Here is a 13582-nt window from a genome sequence, read left to right as displayed (position 1 = left end):
AATAACAACAGCTTTTTAAATTGTGTTATAATTCAGTATGCTAACACCTAGTTTACAGCCCACTCACCCTCGAGTGGGCTTTTTTTATGATTTTTCACGTTCCACGCCTATTCTTTAATCAATGTTCCACGGTTTTATTTAATGTTGCTGAACAATCAATGGATACCAGTAAAGCCCTTTAGGTCTTCTGTTGCTTCAAATATAAAGTCTCTACGATCAAGGATTAGACAATCTTTATTGTGTCGTCTGACTGATCTTGTGGCTTTGCTAATATCATGGCAATCCCAAGATTTGGGATAATACTTTATTAAAGAACGGACAATCTTGTTTTTATATTCTGAGTTTTCTATAATCTTAATTATGTTACATAATCAAGATTGATAATAAAAATGACGCAAAATAAGCATGGTGGTGCACGCAAAGGTTCTGGCCGTCCTTTTGTCTATAACGAACCGACCAAGGTCATTCGGGTGCCAGAGTCTCGTGTATTGGAAATCAAGAAATACCTGAAAAAAAATGACACTCCAAAGTTTAACGATATTTCCTCTATTACATTGCTTGAGACAAAAACACATTATGAGATTCCTGTTGCTTTGCAAAAAGTTGCTGCAGGCTTCCCTTCCCCTGCTCAGGACTATATCGATAAGACCCTTGATCTAAACGAGTTTCTTATTCAAAACCAACAGGCAACCTTTATCGTTGAAGTGGAATCCTTATCCATGCGTGATGCAGGGATTGATCTGAATGACAAGCTAATCGTTGACCGTAGTATTGAAGCCAAGCATGGGGATATTGTTCTGGCATTGATAGACAATGATTTTACGATTAAACGTTTAATGATTGAGGGTAATCAATGCTGGTTGCAGGCGGCTAATCCTGATTTTGCTGATATCTATTTGAAAGATAATCAAACCATGCTGATTTGGGGTGTGGTTACCAGTGTGATCAAGAAGTTCAGATGAGCAGTTACGAGCGGATTTATGCCCTGATTGATATTAACAACTGTTATGTCAGTTGTGAGCGGGTATTTAATCCCAGTCTAAACAACAAACCTGTCATTGTTCTCAGCAATAACGATGGCTGTGCTGTGGCAAGAAGTAATGAAGCCAAAGCGCTGGGCATCAAAATGGGCGTTCCTCTCTTTCAAATACAAGATATTGTTCAGCAACATCAGGTCGTGGTGTTATCCAGTAACTATGCTTTATATGCTGAAATGTCCAAGCGTTTTCATTCAATTTTGGCTAGTTTTGTTGCGCCACCTGAACAGGAAATCTATTCAATTGATGAGTGTTTTTTAGACCTGACCAGTTATGCACAAAATTTTGACTTAACTCAGTATGCGCATCACATGAAACAACGATTGTTGGATTGGATTGGCTTGCCCGTCTCGATTGGTATCGGGCGTAGTAAAACTGAAGCCAAAATGGCCAACCATCTTGCCAAAAAAAGACAGGGTTTCAAGGGTGTGTGTAACTTACTCAATATGGATTTCCTAGATCAGGAAATGCTTTATTCAGACATTGAGGTCGGTGAAGTTTGGGGCGTTGGTCGTAAGTTAGTTAAAAAACTAAATGCCATGGGAATCTATTCGGTACTGGATTTAGTGATGCAAGATTCTCATCGCATGGCGAGCCTTTTTTCTGTGGTAATGCAAAGAACAGTATTGGAGCTGCAAGGTGTTTCTTGTATGCAGTTAGATGATGCCCCTCCCCCCAAACAGCAAATCATAGCAAGTCGTTCATTTGGTGAAAAAGTTACCGAGCAAGATGATCTCAAAGAGGCTATGGGCAAGTATGTACAGGATGCGGTCATACGTTTACGAGCAGACGCTTCCTTATGTGGATGTGTCATTGCTTTTGTGCAATCGAATCCTTTTGATTCAAAGGTTCCCTATTACAGTAAATCGTTGGCTTTTGAGTTTCCTGAACCGACGGATTGTGTTTTGGATCTGATTAAAACAGCTATGCAACTGCTGGAACACATTTATAAATCTGACGTGAAATATAAAAAGTGTGGTGTAATTCTGACGGATTTAATTGCTAAGCAGCGCTTTACTCCTGACCTGCTGACGGACCACAGCCAGCGTGAAAGTAATGAAAGCCTCATGCAGACTTTAGAAGCGGTACAGGCGAGATATGGGAAAACTAAATTAGCTGTTGGCAGCTGCTACTTGCCACAACGAAAGTGGTCCATGAATCGTACCCATTTGACCCAAAACTATTTCAGCTGGCAGGGATTATTAAAGATCAGCCATTAAATTAATTAGCCTCACCTATTTGGTTTAAGTCAGCTTAATGAAGAACTCGACACATAAGCCGACACAGGCTTGATCCTCAGTCAACCATTTAACAACGTAAGTATGTTGTTTGGGATCCATGTAACACCTCTCGAGGAAAAGGTGGTTAGTAATAAAACTCTGCTCAAGCAAATTTATTGGGTTAACTGTCAGTTTTCACCATCTCATGTCCTTTATTTCTAGAACATTCTAGACTTTTCTCGACCTAGAATTTTTATTCTTTAAAGGTGTCATTCAACGCCTGTTGCACAGCATCAATACGTAATTTGCAGGCTTTATAGGCAGTCATGGACTCTTCAACGATCGCCATAAGGTTATCAATATCCGGTTCTTCCTGAGATTCAAGAAATTCGGCATTTTTCTTGAGAATTTCATAACCTTTCTTGAAACTTAGTTCTTCATTGTTCATGTGCGTTTACCTGTGTCACGGTGGCATCAATGGTGCCATCCTTAAGTTCAATCTGTAATTGCTGGTCAGTAATCTGCTGTATGGAACGGATGGCTTTGCCTTGGCTACGGACAATTGCATAGCCCTTGGCCATCACATTACGTGGATTCTGTAGCAAGGTTTCCCTCATCAATGACTCTACCTGCTGTGAAGCTAGTTTAATCTGTTGTTGAGCAAGATACTTAGTATCACTCTTCAGCATATCAACTCTACGTTGGGCTTCATTGATCTGGTTCTGTGTCAGAGTTTTGATAGTTTTCAGATACTGATCACTCTGGCTCTGGTAGGTGATCAACTGGTGCTGTGACAGTAGCTTGATGGTCTGCAAAGCAGTACTAACTTCATTGACTCGCTCCACAATCAGGTTACGGATCCCTGCGATCACTTTACTCGGAGTATCAAAGGAACGGTGTGCAATTTCATCCAAAATAGTGTGGTCTTTCTCGTGGCCAATACCGACCCAGATAGGCACAGTTCTTTTACACAGCAGTGCGGCCAGATCATAATCATTCAGGTAAGCTAGGTCATTCACGGCTCCACCACCACGGATAATCACAATAAGGTCTGGTGCTATCAAGTAATCTTGAGCCCACTGTCTTAAGGCACGGCCCAAAACCTGAATGATGCTGGCAGAAGCAGTATTACCCTGAAAAGTTGCTGAATGATAAACGAAATGGCAGACACCAGCCTGAGCCAGGGCATCCGCATCTTTTTTAAAGTCACCTAACCCTGCAGCATTTTCCGGTGCAATGACCAAGACATTCTGAATATCAAAGGGTACCGGCAACTGTTTATTGTTATTGAGCAGGCCTTCCTCAGTCAGTCGCAGCAGAATCTGCTGATAGCGTTTGGCGATGTCTCCTAGAGTAAAGCTAGAGTCGATATCTTCGATATTGACCGAGAAGCCATATTGCGGATCAAATCTAGCTTTGACCTTGATCAGTACATTCAGGTCTTTCGACAGTTCAATACCACTTTCTCGTTCAAACTTTAGAACTATTTTTTGTGCCGTAAATTTCCAAATGGTGCCTTTACAACTAGCGATCACCTTATGGCTTTCTTCATCTTTCTCAGCCAACTCAAGATAATAGTGACCGCCTTTAATACTTAAATTACGGATCTCAGCCTTGACCCACACTGCCCCATCAAAAGTCAGATGGATGACTTCCTGTACAGTGGCAAGGTATTCACTAAGGCTGAGTTGTTGACGTTCTGACATGATGTAAAGGATAGCTAAAATATAAGGAGGTGAGATTTAACCTAATATTGATCAATTCTACTGCAAATCAGATGAGTTTATTGCAATTTTGAGAAATGTATAAGTTCTTCTTAGACACCTAGAGTGATCATTGAGATTTTTAGTTTAATTATACTTTTATATTAAAATAGATATATAATCAATAAAATCATTATATTTTACTATTTTAATAAAATTATGAAGCAATACTGTACACTGCAAATCTACCAAGACTATGAATGGCATGACTGTGCTTTGGTTGAGGTTACGGATGATCAAAATGCTGGATGGCAGGCAGCTACACGTACATCATATTTGTTCGAATATGCTATTTCATATATGGATCTAAGAGATGGTCATGCGCTTGCTTATGACTTACCAGTGAACGTTCAAAATAGATTGGAATCAACTTGGCCAGCATTTCTTATGGATCTATTACCTCAAGGATACGGCCGCAAAGAATTACTAATACAGCTTGATTTTTCTGAGAATGTTCAGGAACAAGCGGACTGGGCGCTTTTAAAAGCAGGCGCAGGAAATCCAATTGGGAATCTGCGAGTCAAAGAGGCTCATGAGTGGTTACAAAGTCATTTCCCAAAGCTGCAGAATCAGGGATTTAGCCTAAGCCAAATTATTGAACGTAAAGAGAAGTTTATTGAATCGCTCGCATCTTATGGACTTTTTATTGCTGGTTCATCTGGTATTCAGGGTGAGTGGCCAAAATTGTTGTTAACACAAGGTTATGATGATCTTTTCTATCTAGATCATACTCTTCCAGATGATCAAGTTAAGCAGCATTGGTTGGTTAAATTTAGCCGCGGCAGTGATCAAAATTTGAATAAAATCCTGATGAACGAAGCTTTGTATATGAAAGTCGCTCAGTACTTGCAACTACGTGTACACCGGGATCTTGAGCTACATGGCAAGACTTTGTTTATTCCAAGATTTGATCGCAAAGTAATTAATGGCAAAGTTGAAAGAATTGCTCAGGAAAGCCTTGCATCTCTAGGTGGGAAGGCGGGCTTTGGGGTTAGAATGACCCATAATCAAATATGTACCCTGCTTATGGAGGCTTGTACCGAACCAAAGCAGGAAGTATTTGAGTATTTGAAGCGTGATCTCGCAAATGTTGCCTTAGGCAATAAAGATAACCATACTCGCAATACAGCAATCCAACGCTTCAATAATGGTAAAATTCAGCTCACACCATTATTTGATTTTGCGCCAATGTGGTTACATCCTGATGGTATTGCACGTACTACTCGTTGGGAAAGAGATGATCATGGTGGTATGCCACTTTTGAGTTCTGTGATTGAGCAGATAGCTGAAAGCACTTCGATTGGTCCACAAGAAATTAAAACTTTATTAATTGAACAGTTACCAATTTATCGGGGATTGTTAGAAAAGATGCAGGCTCTTCAAGTAGCGGATGAAATTCTGGAAAATAGCCAATATCGAATAATCAATATTTGCCAGCAGTTGGAGGAGATCAGCCATGGATAAACGTTTTAAACCATTGACCCCTATTCAACAAATGGAAAAAAGACTATCTGTGCTTGAAACCATCAATAATCATCCAGACTGGTCTTTTTATCAAGTTGCTCGATTTATTCGAACAGAGCTACATTTAACACTGAATGATATGGCTAAAATTACTAAGATTGCGCCACAGACACTGCAAAAAATGGAGCAACCAGGGAGCAATCCTACTTTGAAATCCATGCAGAAATTACTCGATACTTTCGGTTTACAATTACAAATAAAAGTTAAATGATTTTTAATTCTGAGCCATCGGTTTTTCTAAAATCTTATCCGTTTAAGGATACAAAGAGGAAATAAACAGGCTCTAGGTTGTTTTATGATTATTTTTAGACAAACGACTCCAAAACCTTATGTAGCAAGGGTTTTGTCTCTACAGTAATTAATTTGTTTTTGAAAAAATGGAGTAGAGTGTTTGAAATATGAATAATCGAATTCGGTTTCTGTAAGCACAGTAATTTCATCTGCATGTGCTTTATATTCATCTATATTTTCGAGTAATTCATCCTCTGAGAATGGGAGTTTTTTTTGATTTTCAGTGTCGTTCATAGAGTCATATCCTGAGAAGTTATTTAGATCATCATAAACCAGACATTTTTAATGGTGAGAATACAGACACTTTAAATGGTTTCTAACACAAAAAAGGGAGCTTATAGCTCACTGCTGTCCCATAGTTTGATTTAAATAAAAAAACCTGAGTCTGAATCGTTAAAATATAAGTGCGAACCAACACTTTAACGACCAAGGACTCAGGTTTTGTCATATCAGAATACCGTATTTCATCAATTGATTAAACCCATACTCCGACAAGATTTTGAACGTCTTGTTCAAATACATCATGTCGGTCAGAAATTTAGAGCCGCTTCAAGATGGGATCAGTTCATTGCCATACTGATGTCTCAACTTTCCTGCAGACAAAGTCTGCGGGATATTCAATCTAATCTAGAGTGTCAACAAGAAAAGCTGAATGCTCTCGGAGCAAAGTCTATCACCCTCGCAGTACACTGGCTCGAATCAATCAGGAACAGCCTGCAGCCTTGTATGAACAGCTATTTTACACCTTGCTTAAATCTTATGAACACTCAAAAGTAGCTCATAAATTCCGCTTTAAGAATCCCTTATATTCCCTGGATGCCAGCCATATTGATCTGTCATTTTCCTTATGTGAATGGGCCAAAGTGCATGAATCCAAAGCCAGCATGAAACTTAGCGTTGGCTTAAATTACAGCAATACCATTCCTGAATTTGTGGCGCTTGGGGATGGCATTGAAAATGATATGGTACAAGGCAGAGCATTCAAATTTCCTGCTGGCAGTATTGTCGTATTTGACAAAGGATATATTGATTATCAATGGTTTGCCCAATTGACTCATCAAAAGGTCAGTTTTGTCACCCGATTGCGCCCAAAGACAGTTTATCAAGTGAAATCTAGCCGCAGCGTATTAGCATCTAAAGGTATTATTGCGGATGAATGGATTGAATTAAGTAGTGCTTATGCAAAGAAAAGAGGTGCTCCCAAATTATTAAGACGTATAGAATTTTATGATACCGATAAGAACAGGACGTTTGAGTTTCTGAGTAATAACTTTCATCTGGCAGCATTAACGATTGCTGCAATTTATAAAGACCGTTGGAAAGTGGAGCTGTTCTTTAAAGCACTTAAACAGAATTTAAAATTAAAGTCATTTCTAGGCCGAAGCCGTAATGCCATACAAACTCAAATTTGGATCGCGTTAATCGCCTATTTGCTGGTGAGTTTCGCTCAACATCTGGGGAAAGAAGGCTGGACAGTGCAGCGCTTACTCAGAATCATTCAAGTGAATTTGTTTGAAAGAAAAACGTTAAAAGCTTTATTCTCACCCGATAAAATCCCCATTAAACAAGAGGAAGCTTATTTAAGCTTCCTCTTGTGAAAAATTGTGGGACAGCAGTGGCTTATAGCTACCTTTTTTATCGTTACACATTAAATCCTATATGTTTTCCTGTTGGAAGCTCCACATCAATACGGAGCTTACCACCCATTGCCTCAACATACTTTTTCATGGTTGAAATCTTTAAATCATTACCACGATTTTCAATTGCTGAAAGTGATGGCTGTTTTATTCCCAAAGTTTCAGCAAGTTCTTTTTGGGAAATCTCTAACTCTTCTCGAATAAGATGGAGCTGAGTCTCTAACAGTAGCTCATCAGCCATTTTTTTAATACGTGCTTGGCTCTCTGGAGAGCGACTAACCAATAATTCCTGTAAGGTTTTAGCCATTAGATTGTTCTCCTAGGGTTGAGAGATGAAGTTCGTATTGCTGTTCTGCAATGTCCAGCATCTCTTTTATAGAAACGCTTTTTACCGCCTTTATCACCGATGCAAAGCACAATGGCCTGTCGTAATGGATCAAATGCAAAAAAGGCTCTAAGTGGTTTACCTCTATGCTGAACGCGTAGCTCTTTCATATTGGTAAATTTAGAGTCATACACGGTATCCACTAAAGGGCGACCTAAGCTAGGTCCCTGCTGCTGTAGAACGACCAAAGCTGCGAGGACTTTCTCTTGTGTTGATTCATCTTGCTGCTCAAGCCACTCATTAAACAGATCTGTTGTGATGACTGTCCACATATCACAACCAAAATATAGATTATAGTCTATATTTTATAGTGAACTTAGTCAGTTTTCAAATGGTAATAAAAAACCCCGACATCCTGTCGGGGTTTTTCGTGTTTGGTTGCAAGGTATAACTTCTGTCGTACCTAACCATCCTTGTGCTGATCTTTCTTATTCTTGTTGTTTGGAGCTTCCTGCTTTCCTTGACTACATCATAAGAAATAAAGCTTTGATCAGCTAGAAGCAGATTCCTTAAATTACTGTACGTCAAAGCGTACAAAAATGGCTTAAAAATAGCCCCAGAGTTATCCCCATAAATTGTGGATTTTTTTCAGGTTGAAAGCCTTATAGATTGTAGGTGCATTTTTAGATTTTTCTGGTTTTATTAAGTATCTGATATTTATATTAATATACAAGTGTATTGCGTATAACCACCATTATGTTAAATGGAGGTTAGATTGGTGGAAAACTCCAGTTTTTGAAACTTCAAATAGAAGCTCTTTCGTTCAATTAGTAATTGTAATTTCTATATAAATTTATATTCTATTGAATAATTATTTCATAAATTCTCCTATCATATTTGGCTGCATATGTAGCTACTTCTTGATTAATCTTTTTATGACTTTTATCTACATATGAAAAGATTATTGAATCCTCATTATGCTGCTCATAGTTGATGGCGTATTTATATTCCGAATAAGGATAAAGAGTACCTAAGCTATAAGTTTTTTGAGCACTGATATAAGTTATTTTAAGATCTGTGATTGGGGCATTGGTCCAATTTTTAATAGAAATATATCCATTCTTTTCTAATGGTTGGCATCCTATAATTAAAACTAATGCAAGACAGTAAAATAGGCTATTCTTCATTTTGGTAGTTCTGTTCAATTGGTCTTATGAGTCGACTAATAACTATAACTTTTGAGGTATCACAGCTAGGATCTACTTCAGTTATCCAAGAATAATTATTTTTTTCTAGAGGATAGGATTCTCCGCCTCCATATGCTGCTTTATCACCTAAAAAATAAGTATCCGAATCTACTTTTAGGCTCTTAGTTTCCATATCCCAATCTAGAGTTTTTGTAGCAAAAATTGGCAGAACTTTAGATCCATCAGCATGTTCTAGGTATAGGCATTTACCTTCCCTAATAAGCTTAGCCTCACTATAACTTGCATTATCTGCTCCCCCCGTATATTGAATACGTGGAACAACTATATTTGATTCAATTTTTTCTGTAACTGGACTACAGGCTGCAAGTAAACTTAATAAAATAAATTCTAATTTTTTCATATTAAAGGAATTTTTTGATAAAATAATAATAGAGAAATTAAAGCAAATTATTCCAAAAGGCTCTGATTAAAAATTGTTAAAATTAATAGATATATGAGATAAAATTATGAAAAAATTTTTATATTTTAATTTCTTAGCAATTATTTTGACCTACGTATCTTTGCTTTATCAAAAAAATATATTAGTTGACCGCATAGTTGTAGATAAGCTTGGAGAAGTTGAAGTCATAGCTGGGGGATTTCCTCTACAGTTCCTTATAGATGGTGAAACCTCTCCAGTCGGAAGTATAAGTATCAACCCTTTATTTATTTTCATCGGCATGGATCAATTTGTTTTTCTCAATTTTTTTATTGATTATTTATTTTGGATAAGTATTTTATTTGCTTTTTCTATGATTGTGAAAAAGTACAGAATTGTATAGATCTCCTAAAATTAACATAATGCACGTTATACGAAGCCAAAAATGGGGGCATGCAGCTCCCATTTTTAGTCTTTTATCCGCTTTTTTGCTTCATCATAAACAATGCTATCAGCTCGTTTTCCAACGGTAATTAGCAAAATAACTACCTGATCATCTTTGACCTGGTAAACAAGTCGGACACCAGCTTTTAATAATTTTATTTTATAGCAGCCTGCAAGATCACCTTTAAGCATATTCTTTGGAATATGTGGTTGCTCTATTACCTTAGCTAATTTTTTCTTGAATTGATCTCGTATAGCACTAGGAAGCTTTTCCCATTCTGCAGTGAAGTCCTTATGACGTAAAAGCTTATAAGTCATCTAATGTGACTTCCTCGAACATCTCTTTAGGATCATTAACACGTTTACGAACAATCGCTAATAGCTCGGTATCCTCTTCTGAGAGTAAAGCTTTTTGTACTGGAAGCTTTCCAGTCGTAGCAATATATTCAAGAATATTAGTAAAGAACTCAGTAGGTGCAATTCCTTGTTCTTTTAGGATGGAATAAGACTTTTCTTTAAGGGCTTCATCGACCCTGAAATTAACAGTAGCCATCATTTTCCCATTTATTGAATGCATGAGAATATTGTAATGCAATATGCATTACAGAGATAGTTCGTATAACAGCCATTATGTTAAATTGATTTAAGAACCTTAGATTGAACAACCCTTAAAGGGCATATGGATCAGAATAGAAAATGGCAAAAAGTGAAGATATATTTGAGTATAACTTTTATAAAATTAAAGAAAATCGTTATCAAGTGATAATTGCGATTTGTATCTATTTTTTACTCAGCATAGGCAGTGTTCTTTTGGGTTTATACATCTACGGATTCGATAAAAATATTATTTGGGGCTTAAACAAACAAACTATAGATAATTTAGCTATGTTGGTGCTTGTAGTATTTTTTATCTTTATTTCACCAATGGTCGGAATGTTTAAGATATTTATGTACTCTAGGCTGATCTATAAATGTGAAGTATTTGGCTCAAAAATTGTTGTTGAAAATCTATTTGGTCAGCAGTCAGAAATAGAACATTATGAAATTTATGAAGGATTTTCTGATTATGTTCAAAGCTATAAATGGCTTTGGCTGAAGGGCGAAAATTATATTAAAGAAGAATTAATAGAGAATAAAGGATGGCATTTCACTGTTAGAGATATGAATACAGGCCTTTTTTACTTAATGACAATTGATCCTAGTAGAAAGCGGGAATAATTAAAAGAACAAAGCTTTTTATACTAATTATAAATTCATAATACTGCTCATGAATTTGTCATCTTGATCTGTTACTTTAGAAAGATAACTTACAGCGAGTATAACAATTGCACCAGGTCGGCTGCTGGATGTCTTTCATCACCATTACTAAGAAATATGGTCAAATCATTATAAAACCAATACAAATAAGTCGATGAATTTTGAGTTAAACAAACTCTGGATTAAAAAACTGACCATCACCACGGGTTTGGTGAATGCCAATATACGACAGACATACTTTTAAAAACTGCTGTTCAGGTAAATCGCCTTTAGAAAAATTAGCAACGCAGCATTTTAATTTTCAGAATTTGTAAAAGCTTATGATGTGCTTAAACATGCTTCAGTTGAAAAAGCCCTGAAAGTGACGGTTAATTACGAATAATCTTGACTGGCTTTGTTGCACAAAGATTTGAAATGCAAAGCGCCCCTAATTGATCCAAATTTAAGGCGTAACTTGGGTAAGTGGGCGACCTAATTCCGTAAATCTGTTAAGGACTGCTACACGTGCATGGATCTCATTCACCTGACTAGGAAAGCTTCTTGCCATTAATTTATCGCCTAATAATTTGATGCAATGCATCTTGGTTTCCACCAAACTGCGGCGATGATAGCCTGACCATTTTTTCCATAATGTCCTGCCTAAATGTTTAACTGTTCGAAGTAATTCATTTCGCTCTAGCGAGCTACTCTTTGTATCTTTCCATGGTTTCGCATTTTTTCTAGGTGGAATCACCGCATGCGCTTGCCGATCTGCAATGACCTGACGGCATTGCTTGGTGTCATAAGCTCCATCGGTATAAACAGAGTCAATCTGCTCATCTTGTGGAATCTGATTAAGTAAATCACCAAGCACCTGTGAATCACTGACATTATTGGTTGTGAGCTGAATAGCGCGTATTTGTAGGGTTTTGGCATCTATACCAATATGTAGTTTACGCCATTGGCGACGATATTCAGCTCCATGTTTCTTGCGTTTCCATTCGCCCTCACCTAGAAACTTCATGCCTGTAGAGTCTACGAGTAGATGCAGCCCATCGCTACTTTTTTGGTAGCTGATTGCAATATCAATATGCTTTTGTCTTCTACAAAGCGTACTGTAATCTGGTGCGGTCCAATTTAATCCGCAAAGTTTAATCAGACTTTGCACAAAGCCAGTGACCATACGTAAAGACAAACGGAATAGAGATTTAATCATTAAGCAGCATTGGATAGCTGCGTCGGAGTAGGTTTGATTTCGCCCTTGTTTGCCTTTTGATGGAGCATACCATTGCGTAGCAGGATCAAACCAAATGGCAATATTTCCGCGACTCATGAGTGCTCGGTTATATGCGGGCCAATTGGTTGTGCGGTAGATTTTGTGTGTAGGCTTCTTCATTTGAAAATTATATCGCTGAAAAAGCCTTTACAGATAGGTTTGTGCAACAAAGCCGTTATAATATCAAGTAGTTTAAGTATTATTAATATTTAGAGTGTACGGCATTGACGGTATAGGTTAAATTGACACTACAAGACAGCACTTTAACCAATTTCAACAGCAACATCCCCAAATATATTTAATATAAATTAAGCATGAGATATAAAAATGCACGCCTTTGATATTATCATACCCCAATATACAGGTATCGCTGAAGATGATGATAGCCACGACCATGATGTATTTTGTTATTTAGGAAATTTAGAAGGCAACGGACAAATATTACCCCGTAACCATCATTTAGCTGTTAGCCAAAATGATATTACTCGCGTGACTGTGGTGTGTCCTGAAATGGATGCCCTTGACCGTAAAAATATGAACAGCTATGCCCAAGAAATGCACAATAAAATCGAACAGTTAGCAGGTAAACCCATTCAAACCTTGTATATCGGAGAAGACCATGACTATCCTCTTCCCCGTTATGCCGTACCAACGCAATCTGAATTTTACATGTTGCGTTGGGGCTGGAGTTCGCCTTTACTAGATGGAGTAACCTTACAAGGCATTCCTCTATATAAAATCCCATATACCCAACCTGATCACCCTTGTTATGATAATGTGTGGTCATGGTATCGTCAGGCTGAAGCGTTATATCGTTTGTGGCTTGGTTCTCAACCAGTAAGTGAAGCCTTTGCCTTAGAGCAAATGCAAAATCCCAATTCTGAGCATAGCAAAATAGGTCGAGAATTGTGCCGTATCATTGAACAAAGCACAGGTGTACCCACCTATTATTTTCTAATGAATTACCGTGATTGGACACAGGCAGAAGATATGGAACAAAAATGTCCACTGACAGGGCAGGATTGGCTATTGCCTGCCAATACCTATCACTATATTGATTTTAAATGCGATGAGAGTCGTTTGGTGAGTGAGTTGAGTCAAAATTGGTCGGATGAAAGCGAGGACTGACCGAATGAAAAATTATTTGTGGTAAGCTCATAAAGCCTATCAAGCATAGAGATAAAAATAACACCCAAACTATCT

16 protein-coding genes and 2 pseudogenes are annotated in these 13582 nt (G+C 37.7%); 8 read left to right on the top strand and 10 right to left on the bottom strand.

The window, feature by feature from the left end:
• The first annotated feature begins 389 nt into the window (after positions 1-389).
• Both FTU70_RS03085 and FTU70_RS03080 read left to right on the top strand, forming a co-directional pair.
• Positions 390-962, top strand: coding sequence for a LexA family transcriptional regulator (locus tag FTU70_RS03085; protein ID WP_000193118.1), 573 nt, complete (start codon positions 390-392; stop codon positions 960-962).
• Positions 959-2257: a Y-family DNA polymerase gene (locus FTU70_RS03080; protein WP_000100479.1), complete on the top strand. Its 1299-nt coding sequence runs from the start codon at positions 959-961 to the stop codon at positions 2255-2257. The genes FTU70_RS03085 and FTU70_RS03080 overlap by 4 nt, the downstream gene beginning before the upstream one ends.
• A 253-nt stretch (positions 2258-2510) precedes the next feature.
• Here the strand turns inward: FTU70_RS03080 and xseB are convergent, their stop codons facing one another.
• Positions 2511-2705: an exodeoxyribonuclease VII small subunit gene (xseB, locus tag FTU70_RS03075; protein ID WP_001058302.1), complete on the bottom strand. Its 195-nt coding sequence runs from the start codon at positions 2703-2705 to the stop codon at positions 2511-2513.
• On the bottom strand, positions 2695-3963 hold the full coding sequence (gene xseA, locus FTU70_RS03070; RefSeq protein ID WP_000004127.1) for an exodeoxyribonuclease VII large subunit: 1269 nt from the start codon (positions 3961-3963) through the stop codon (positions 2695-2697). The genes xseB and xseA overlap by 11 nt, the downstream gene beginning before the upstream one ends.
• Positions 3964-4179: 216 nt before the next feature.
• Between xseA and FTU70_RS03065 the strand changes: the two genes are divergently transcribed.
• Complete coding sequence (locus FTU70_RS03065) at positions 4180-5484, top strand: type II toxin-antitoxin system HipA family toxin (RefSeq protein WP_000816116.1); 1305 nt, start codon at positions 4180-4182, stop codon at positions 5482-5484.
• Positions 5477-5755: a helix-turn-helix domain-containing protein gene (locus tag FTU70_RS03060; RefSeq protein ID WP_000361155.1), complete on the top strand. Its 279-nt coding sequence runs from the start codon at positions 5477-5479 to the stop codon at positions 5753-5755. Before FTU70_RS03065 ends, FTU70_RS03060 begins: the two co-directional genes overlap by 8 nt.
• Before the next feature lie 116 nt (positions 5756-5871).
• Here the strand turns inward: FTU70_RS03060 and FTU70_RS03055 are convergent, their stop codons facing one another.
• Positions 5872-6069 (bottom strand): hypothetical protein, encoded by a 198-nt coding sequence (locus FTU70_RS03055; RefSeq protein WP_096902802.1) that lies wholly within the window; start codon positions 6067-6069, stop codon positions 5872-5874.
• A 207-nt stretch (positions 6070-6276) separates the two neighbouring features.
• On the opposite strand from FTU70_RS03055, the pseudogene FTU70_RS03050 reads away from it, so the two are divergent.
• Positions 6277-7433 (top strand): annotated as a pseudogene (locus FTU70_RS03050) (IS4 family transposase).
• 43 nt (positions 7434-7476) lie between these two features.
• Here the strand turns inward: FTU70_RS03050 and FTU70_RS03045 are convergent.
• The 4 genes and pseudogenes from FTU70_RS03045 to FTU70_RS03030 form a co-directional block, all read right to left on the bottom strand.
• On the bottom strand, positions 7477-7779 hold the full coding sequence (locus tag FTU70_RS03045; RefSeq protein ID WP_096902794.1) for a helix-turn-helix domain-containing protein: 303 nt from the start codon (positions 7777-7779) through the stop codon (positions 7477-7479).
• Positions 7772-8129: pseudogene (locus tag FTU70_RS03040) on the bottom strand (type II toxin-antitoxin system RelE/ParE family toxin). The gene FTU70_RS03045 and the pseudogene FTU70_RS03040 overlap by 8 nt, the downstream one beginning before the upstream one ends.
• Before the next feature lie 528 nt (positions 8130-8657).
• Entirely contained in the window at positions 8658-8984 is a 327-nt protein-coding gene (locus FTU70_RS03035; protein WP_005108845.1) for a hypothetical protein, read from the bottom strand.
• Positions 8974-9405, bottom strand: coding sequence for a hypothetical protein (locus tag FTU70_RS03030; protein WP_018680121.1), 432 nt, complete (start codon positions 9403-9405; stop codon positions 8974-8976). The genes FTU70_RS03035 and FTU70_RS03030 overlap by 11 nt, the downstream gene beginning before the upstream one ends.
• A 106-nt stretch (positions 9406-9511) precedes the next feature.
• On the opposite strand from FTU70_RS03030, the gene FTU70_RS03025 reads away from it, so the two are divergent.
• Positions 9512-9826 (top strand): hypothetical protein, encoded by a 315-nt coding sequence (locus tag FTU70_RS03025; RefSeq protein WP_005108843.1) that lies wholly within the window; start codon positions 9512-9514, stop codon positions 9824-9826.
• A gap of 65 nt (positions 9827-9891) precedes the next feature.
• Here the strand turns inward: FTU70_RS03025 and FTU70_RS03020 are convergent, their stop codons facing one another.
• Both FTU70_RS03020 and FTU70_RS03015 read right to left on the bottom strand, forming a co-directional pair.
• Positions 9892-10185 carry a type II toxin-antitoxin system RelE/ParE family toxin gene (locus tag FTU70_RS03020; RefSeq protein WP_004733298.1) on the bottom strand — a complete coding sequence of 98 codons (294 nt, stop codon included), beginning with the start codon at positions 10183-10185 and terminating at the stop codon, positions 9892-9894.
• Entirely contained in the window at positions 10175-10420 is a 246-nt protein-coding gene (locus FTU70_RS03015) for a type II toxin-antitoxin system RelB/DinJ family antitoxin (protein ID WP_026438268.1), read from the bottom strand. Before FTU70_RS03015 ends, FTU70_RS03020 begins: the two co-directional genes overlap by 11 nt.
• Before the next feature lie 143 nt (positions 10421-10563).
• Between FTU70_RS03015 and FTU70_RS03010 the strand changes: the two genes are divergently transcribed.
• On the top strand, positions 10564-11085 hold the full coding sequence (locus FTU70_RS03010) for a hypothetical protein (protein ID WP_096902852.1): 522 nt from the start codon (positions 10564-10566) through the stop codon (positions 11083-11085).
• Positions 11086-11566: 481 nt separating this feature from the next.
• Here the strand turns inward: FTU70_RS03010 and FTU70_RS03005 are convergent, their stop codons facing one another.
• Positions 11567-12499: an IS5-like element IS17 family transposase gene (locus FTU70_RS03005; RefSeq protein ID WP_099475569.1), complete on the bottom strand. Its 933-nt coding sequence runs from the start codon at positions 12497-12499 to the stop codon at positions 11567-11569.
• Between the two features lie 207 nt (positions 12500-12706).
• Here FTU70_RS03005 and FTU70_RS03000 point away from each other — a divergent pair, with 207 nt between their 5' ends.
• A complete protein-coding gene (locus tag FTU70_RS03000; protein ID WP_114237944.1) occupies positions 12707-13507 on the top strand; it encodes a DUF2310 family Zn-ribbon-containing protein in 801 nt (266 codons plus the stop codon).
• Positions 13508-13582 lie beyond the last annotated feature (75 nt).

Origin of the sequence: Acinetobacter sp. YH12135 (genome assembly GCF_013418565.1) — a bacterium.
GTDB lineage: Bacteria > Pseudomonadota > Gammaproteobacteria > Pseudomonadales > Moraxellaceae > Acinetobacter > Acinetobacter towneri.
This window is presented reverse-complemented; position numbering and strand designations above follow the sequence as displayed.

Bases quoted from the DNA above. Each gene is read 5' to 3' on its own strand.
- xseA (WP_000004127.1), bottom strand. From the start codon at position 3,963: ATGTCAGAACGTCAACAACTCAGCCTTAGTGAATACCTTGCCACTGTA.
- FTU70_RS03065 (WP_000816116.1), top strand. From the start codon at position 4,180: ATGAAGCAATACTGTACACTGCAAATCTACCAAGACTATGAATGGCAT.
- FTU70_RS03045 (WP_096902794.1), bottom strand. From the start codon at position 7,779: ATGGCTAAAACCTTACAGGAATTATTGGTTAGTCGCTCTCCAGAGAGC.
- FTU70_RS03055 (WP_096902802.1), bottom strand. From the start codon at position 6,069: ATGAACGACACTGAAAATCAAAAAAAACTCCCATTCTCAGAGGATGAA.
- FTU70_RS03015 (WP_026438268.1), bottom strand. From the start codon at position 10,420: ATGGCTACTGTTAATTTCAGGGTCGATGAAGCCCTTAAAGAAAAGTCT.
- FTU70_RS03085 (WP_000193118.1), top strand. From the start codon at position 390: ATGACGCAAAATAAGCATGGTGGTGCACGCAAAGGTTCTGGCCGTCCT.
- FTU70_RS03060 (WP_000361155.1), top strand. From the start codon at position 5,477: ATGGATAAACGTTTTAAACCATTGACCCCTATTCAACAAATGGAAAAA.
- FTU70_RS03025 (WP_005108843.1), top strand. From the start codon at position 9,512: ATGAAAAAATTTTTATATTTTAATTTCTTAGCAATTATTTTGACCTAC.
- FTU70_RS03020 (WP_004733298.1), bottom strand. From the start codon at position 10,185: ATGACTTATAAGCTTTTACGTCATAAGGACTTCACTGCAGAATGGGAA.
- FTU70_RS03035 (WP_005108845.1), bottom strand. From the start codon at position 8,984: ATGAAGAATAGCCTATTTTACTGTCTTGCATTAGTTTTAATTATAGGA.
- FTU70_RS03000 (WP_114237944.1), top strand. From the start codon at position 12,707: ATGCACGCCTTTGATATTATCATACCCCAATATACAGGTATCGCTGAA.
- FTU70_RS03010 (WP_096902852.1), top strand. From the start codon at position 10,564: ATGGCAAAAAGTGAAGATATATTTGAGTATAACTTTTATAAAATTAAA.
- FTU70_RS03080 (WP_000100479.1), top strand. From the start codon at position 959: ATGAGCAGTTACGAGCGGATTTATGCCCTGATTGATATTAACAACTGT.
- FTU70_RS03005 (WP_099475569.1), bottom strand. From the start codon at position 12,499: ATGAAGAAGCCTACACACAAAATCTACCGCACAACCAATTGGCCCGCA.
- FTU70_RS03030 (WP_018680121.1), bottom strand. From the start codon at position 9,405: ATGAAAAAATTAGAATTTATTTTATTAAGTTTACTTGCAGCCTGTAGT.
- xseB (WP_001058302.1), bottom strand. From the start codon at position 2,705: ATGAACAATGAAGAACTAAGTTTCAAGAAAGGTTATGAAATTCTCAAG.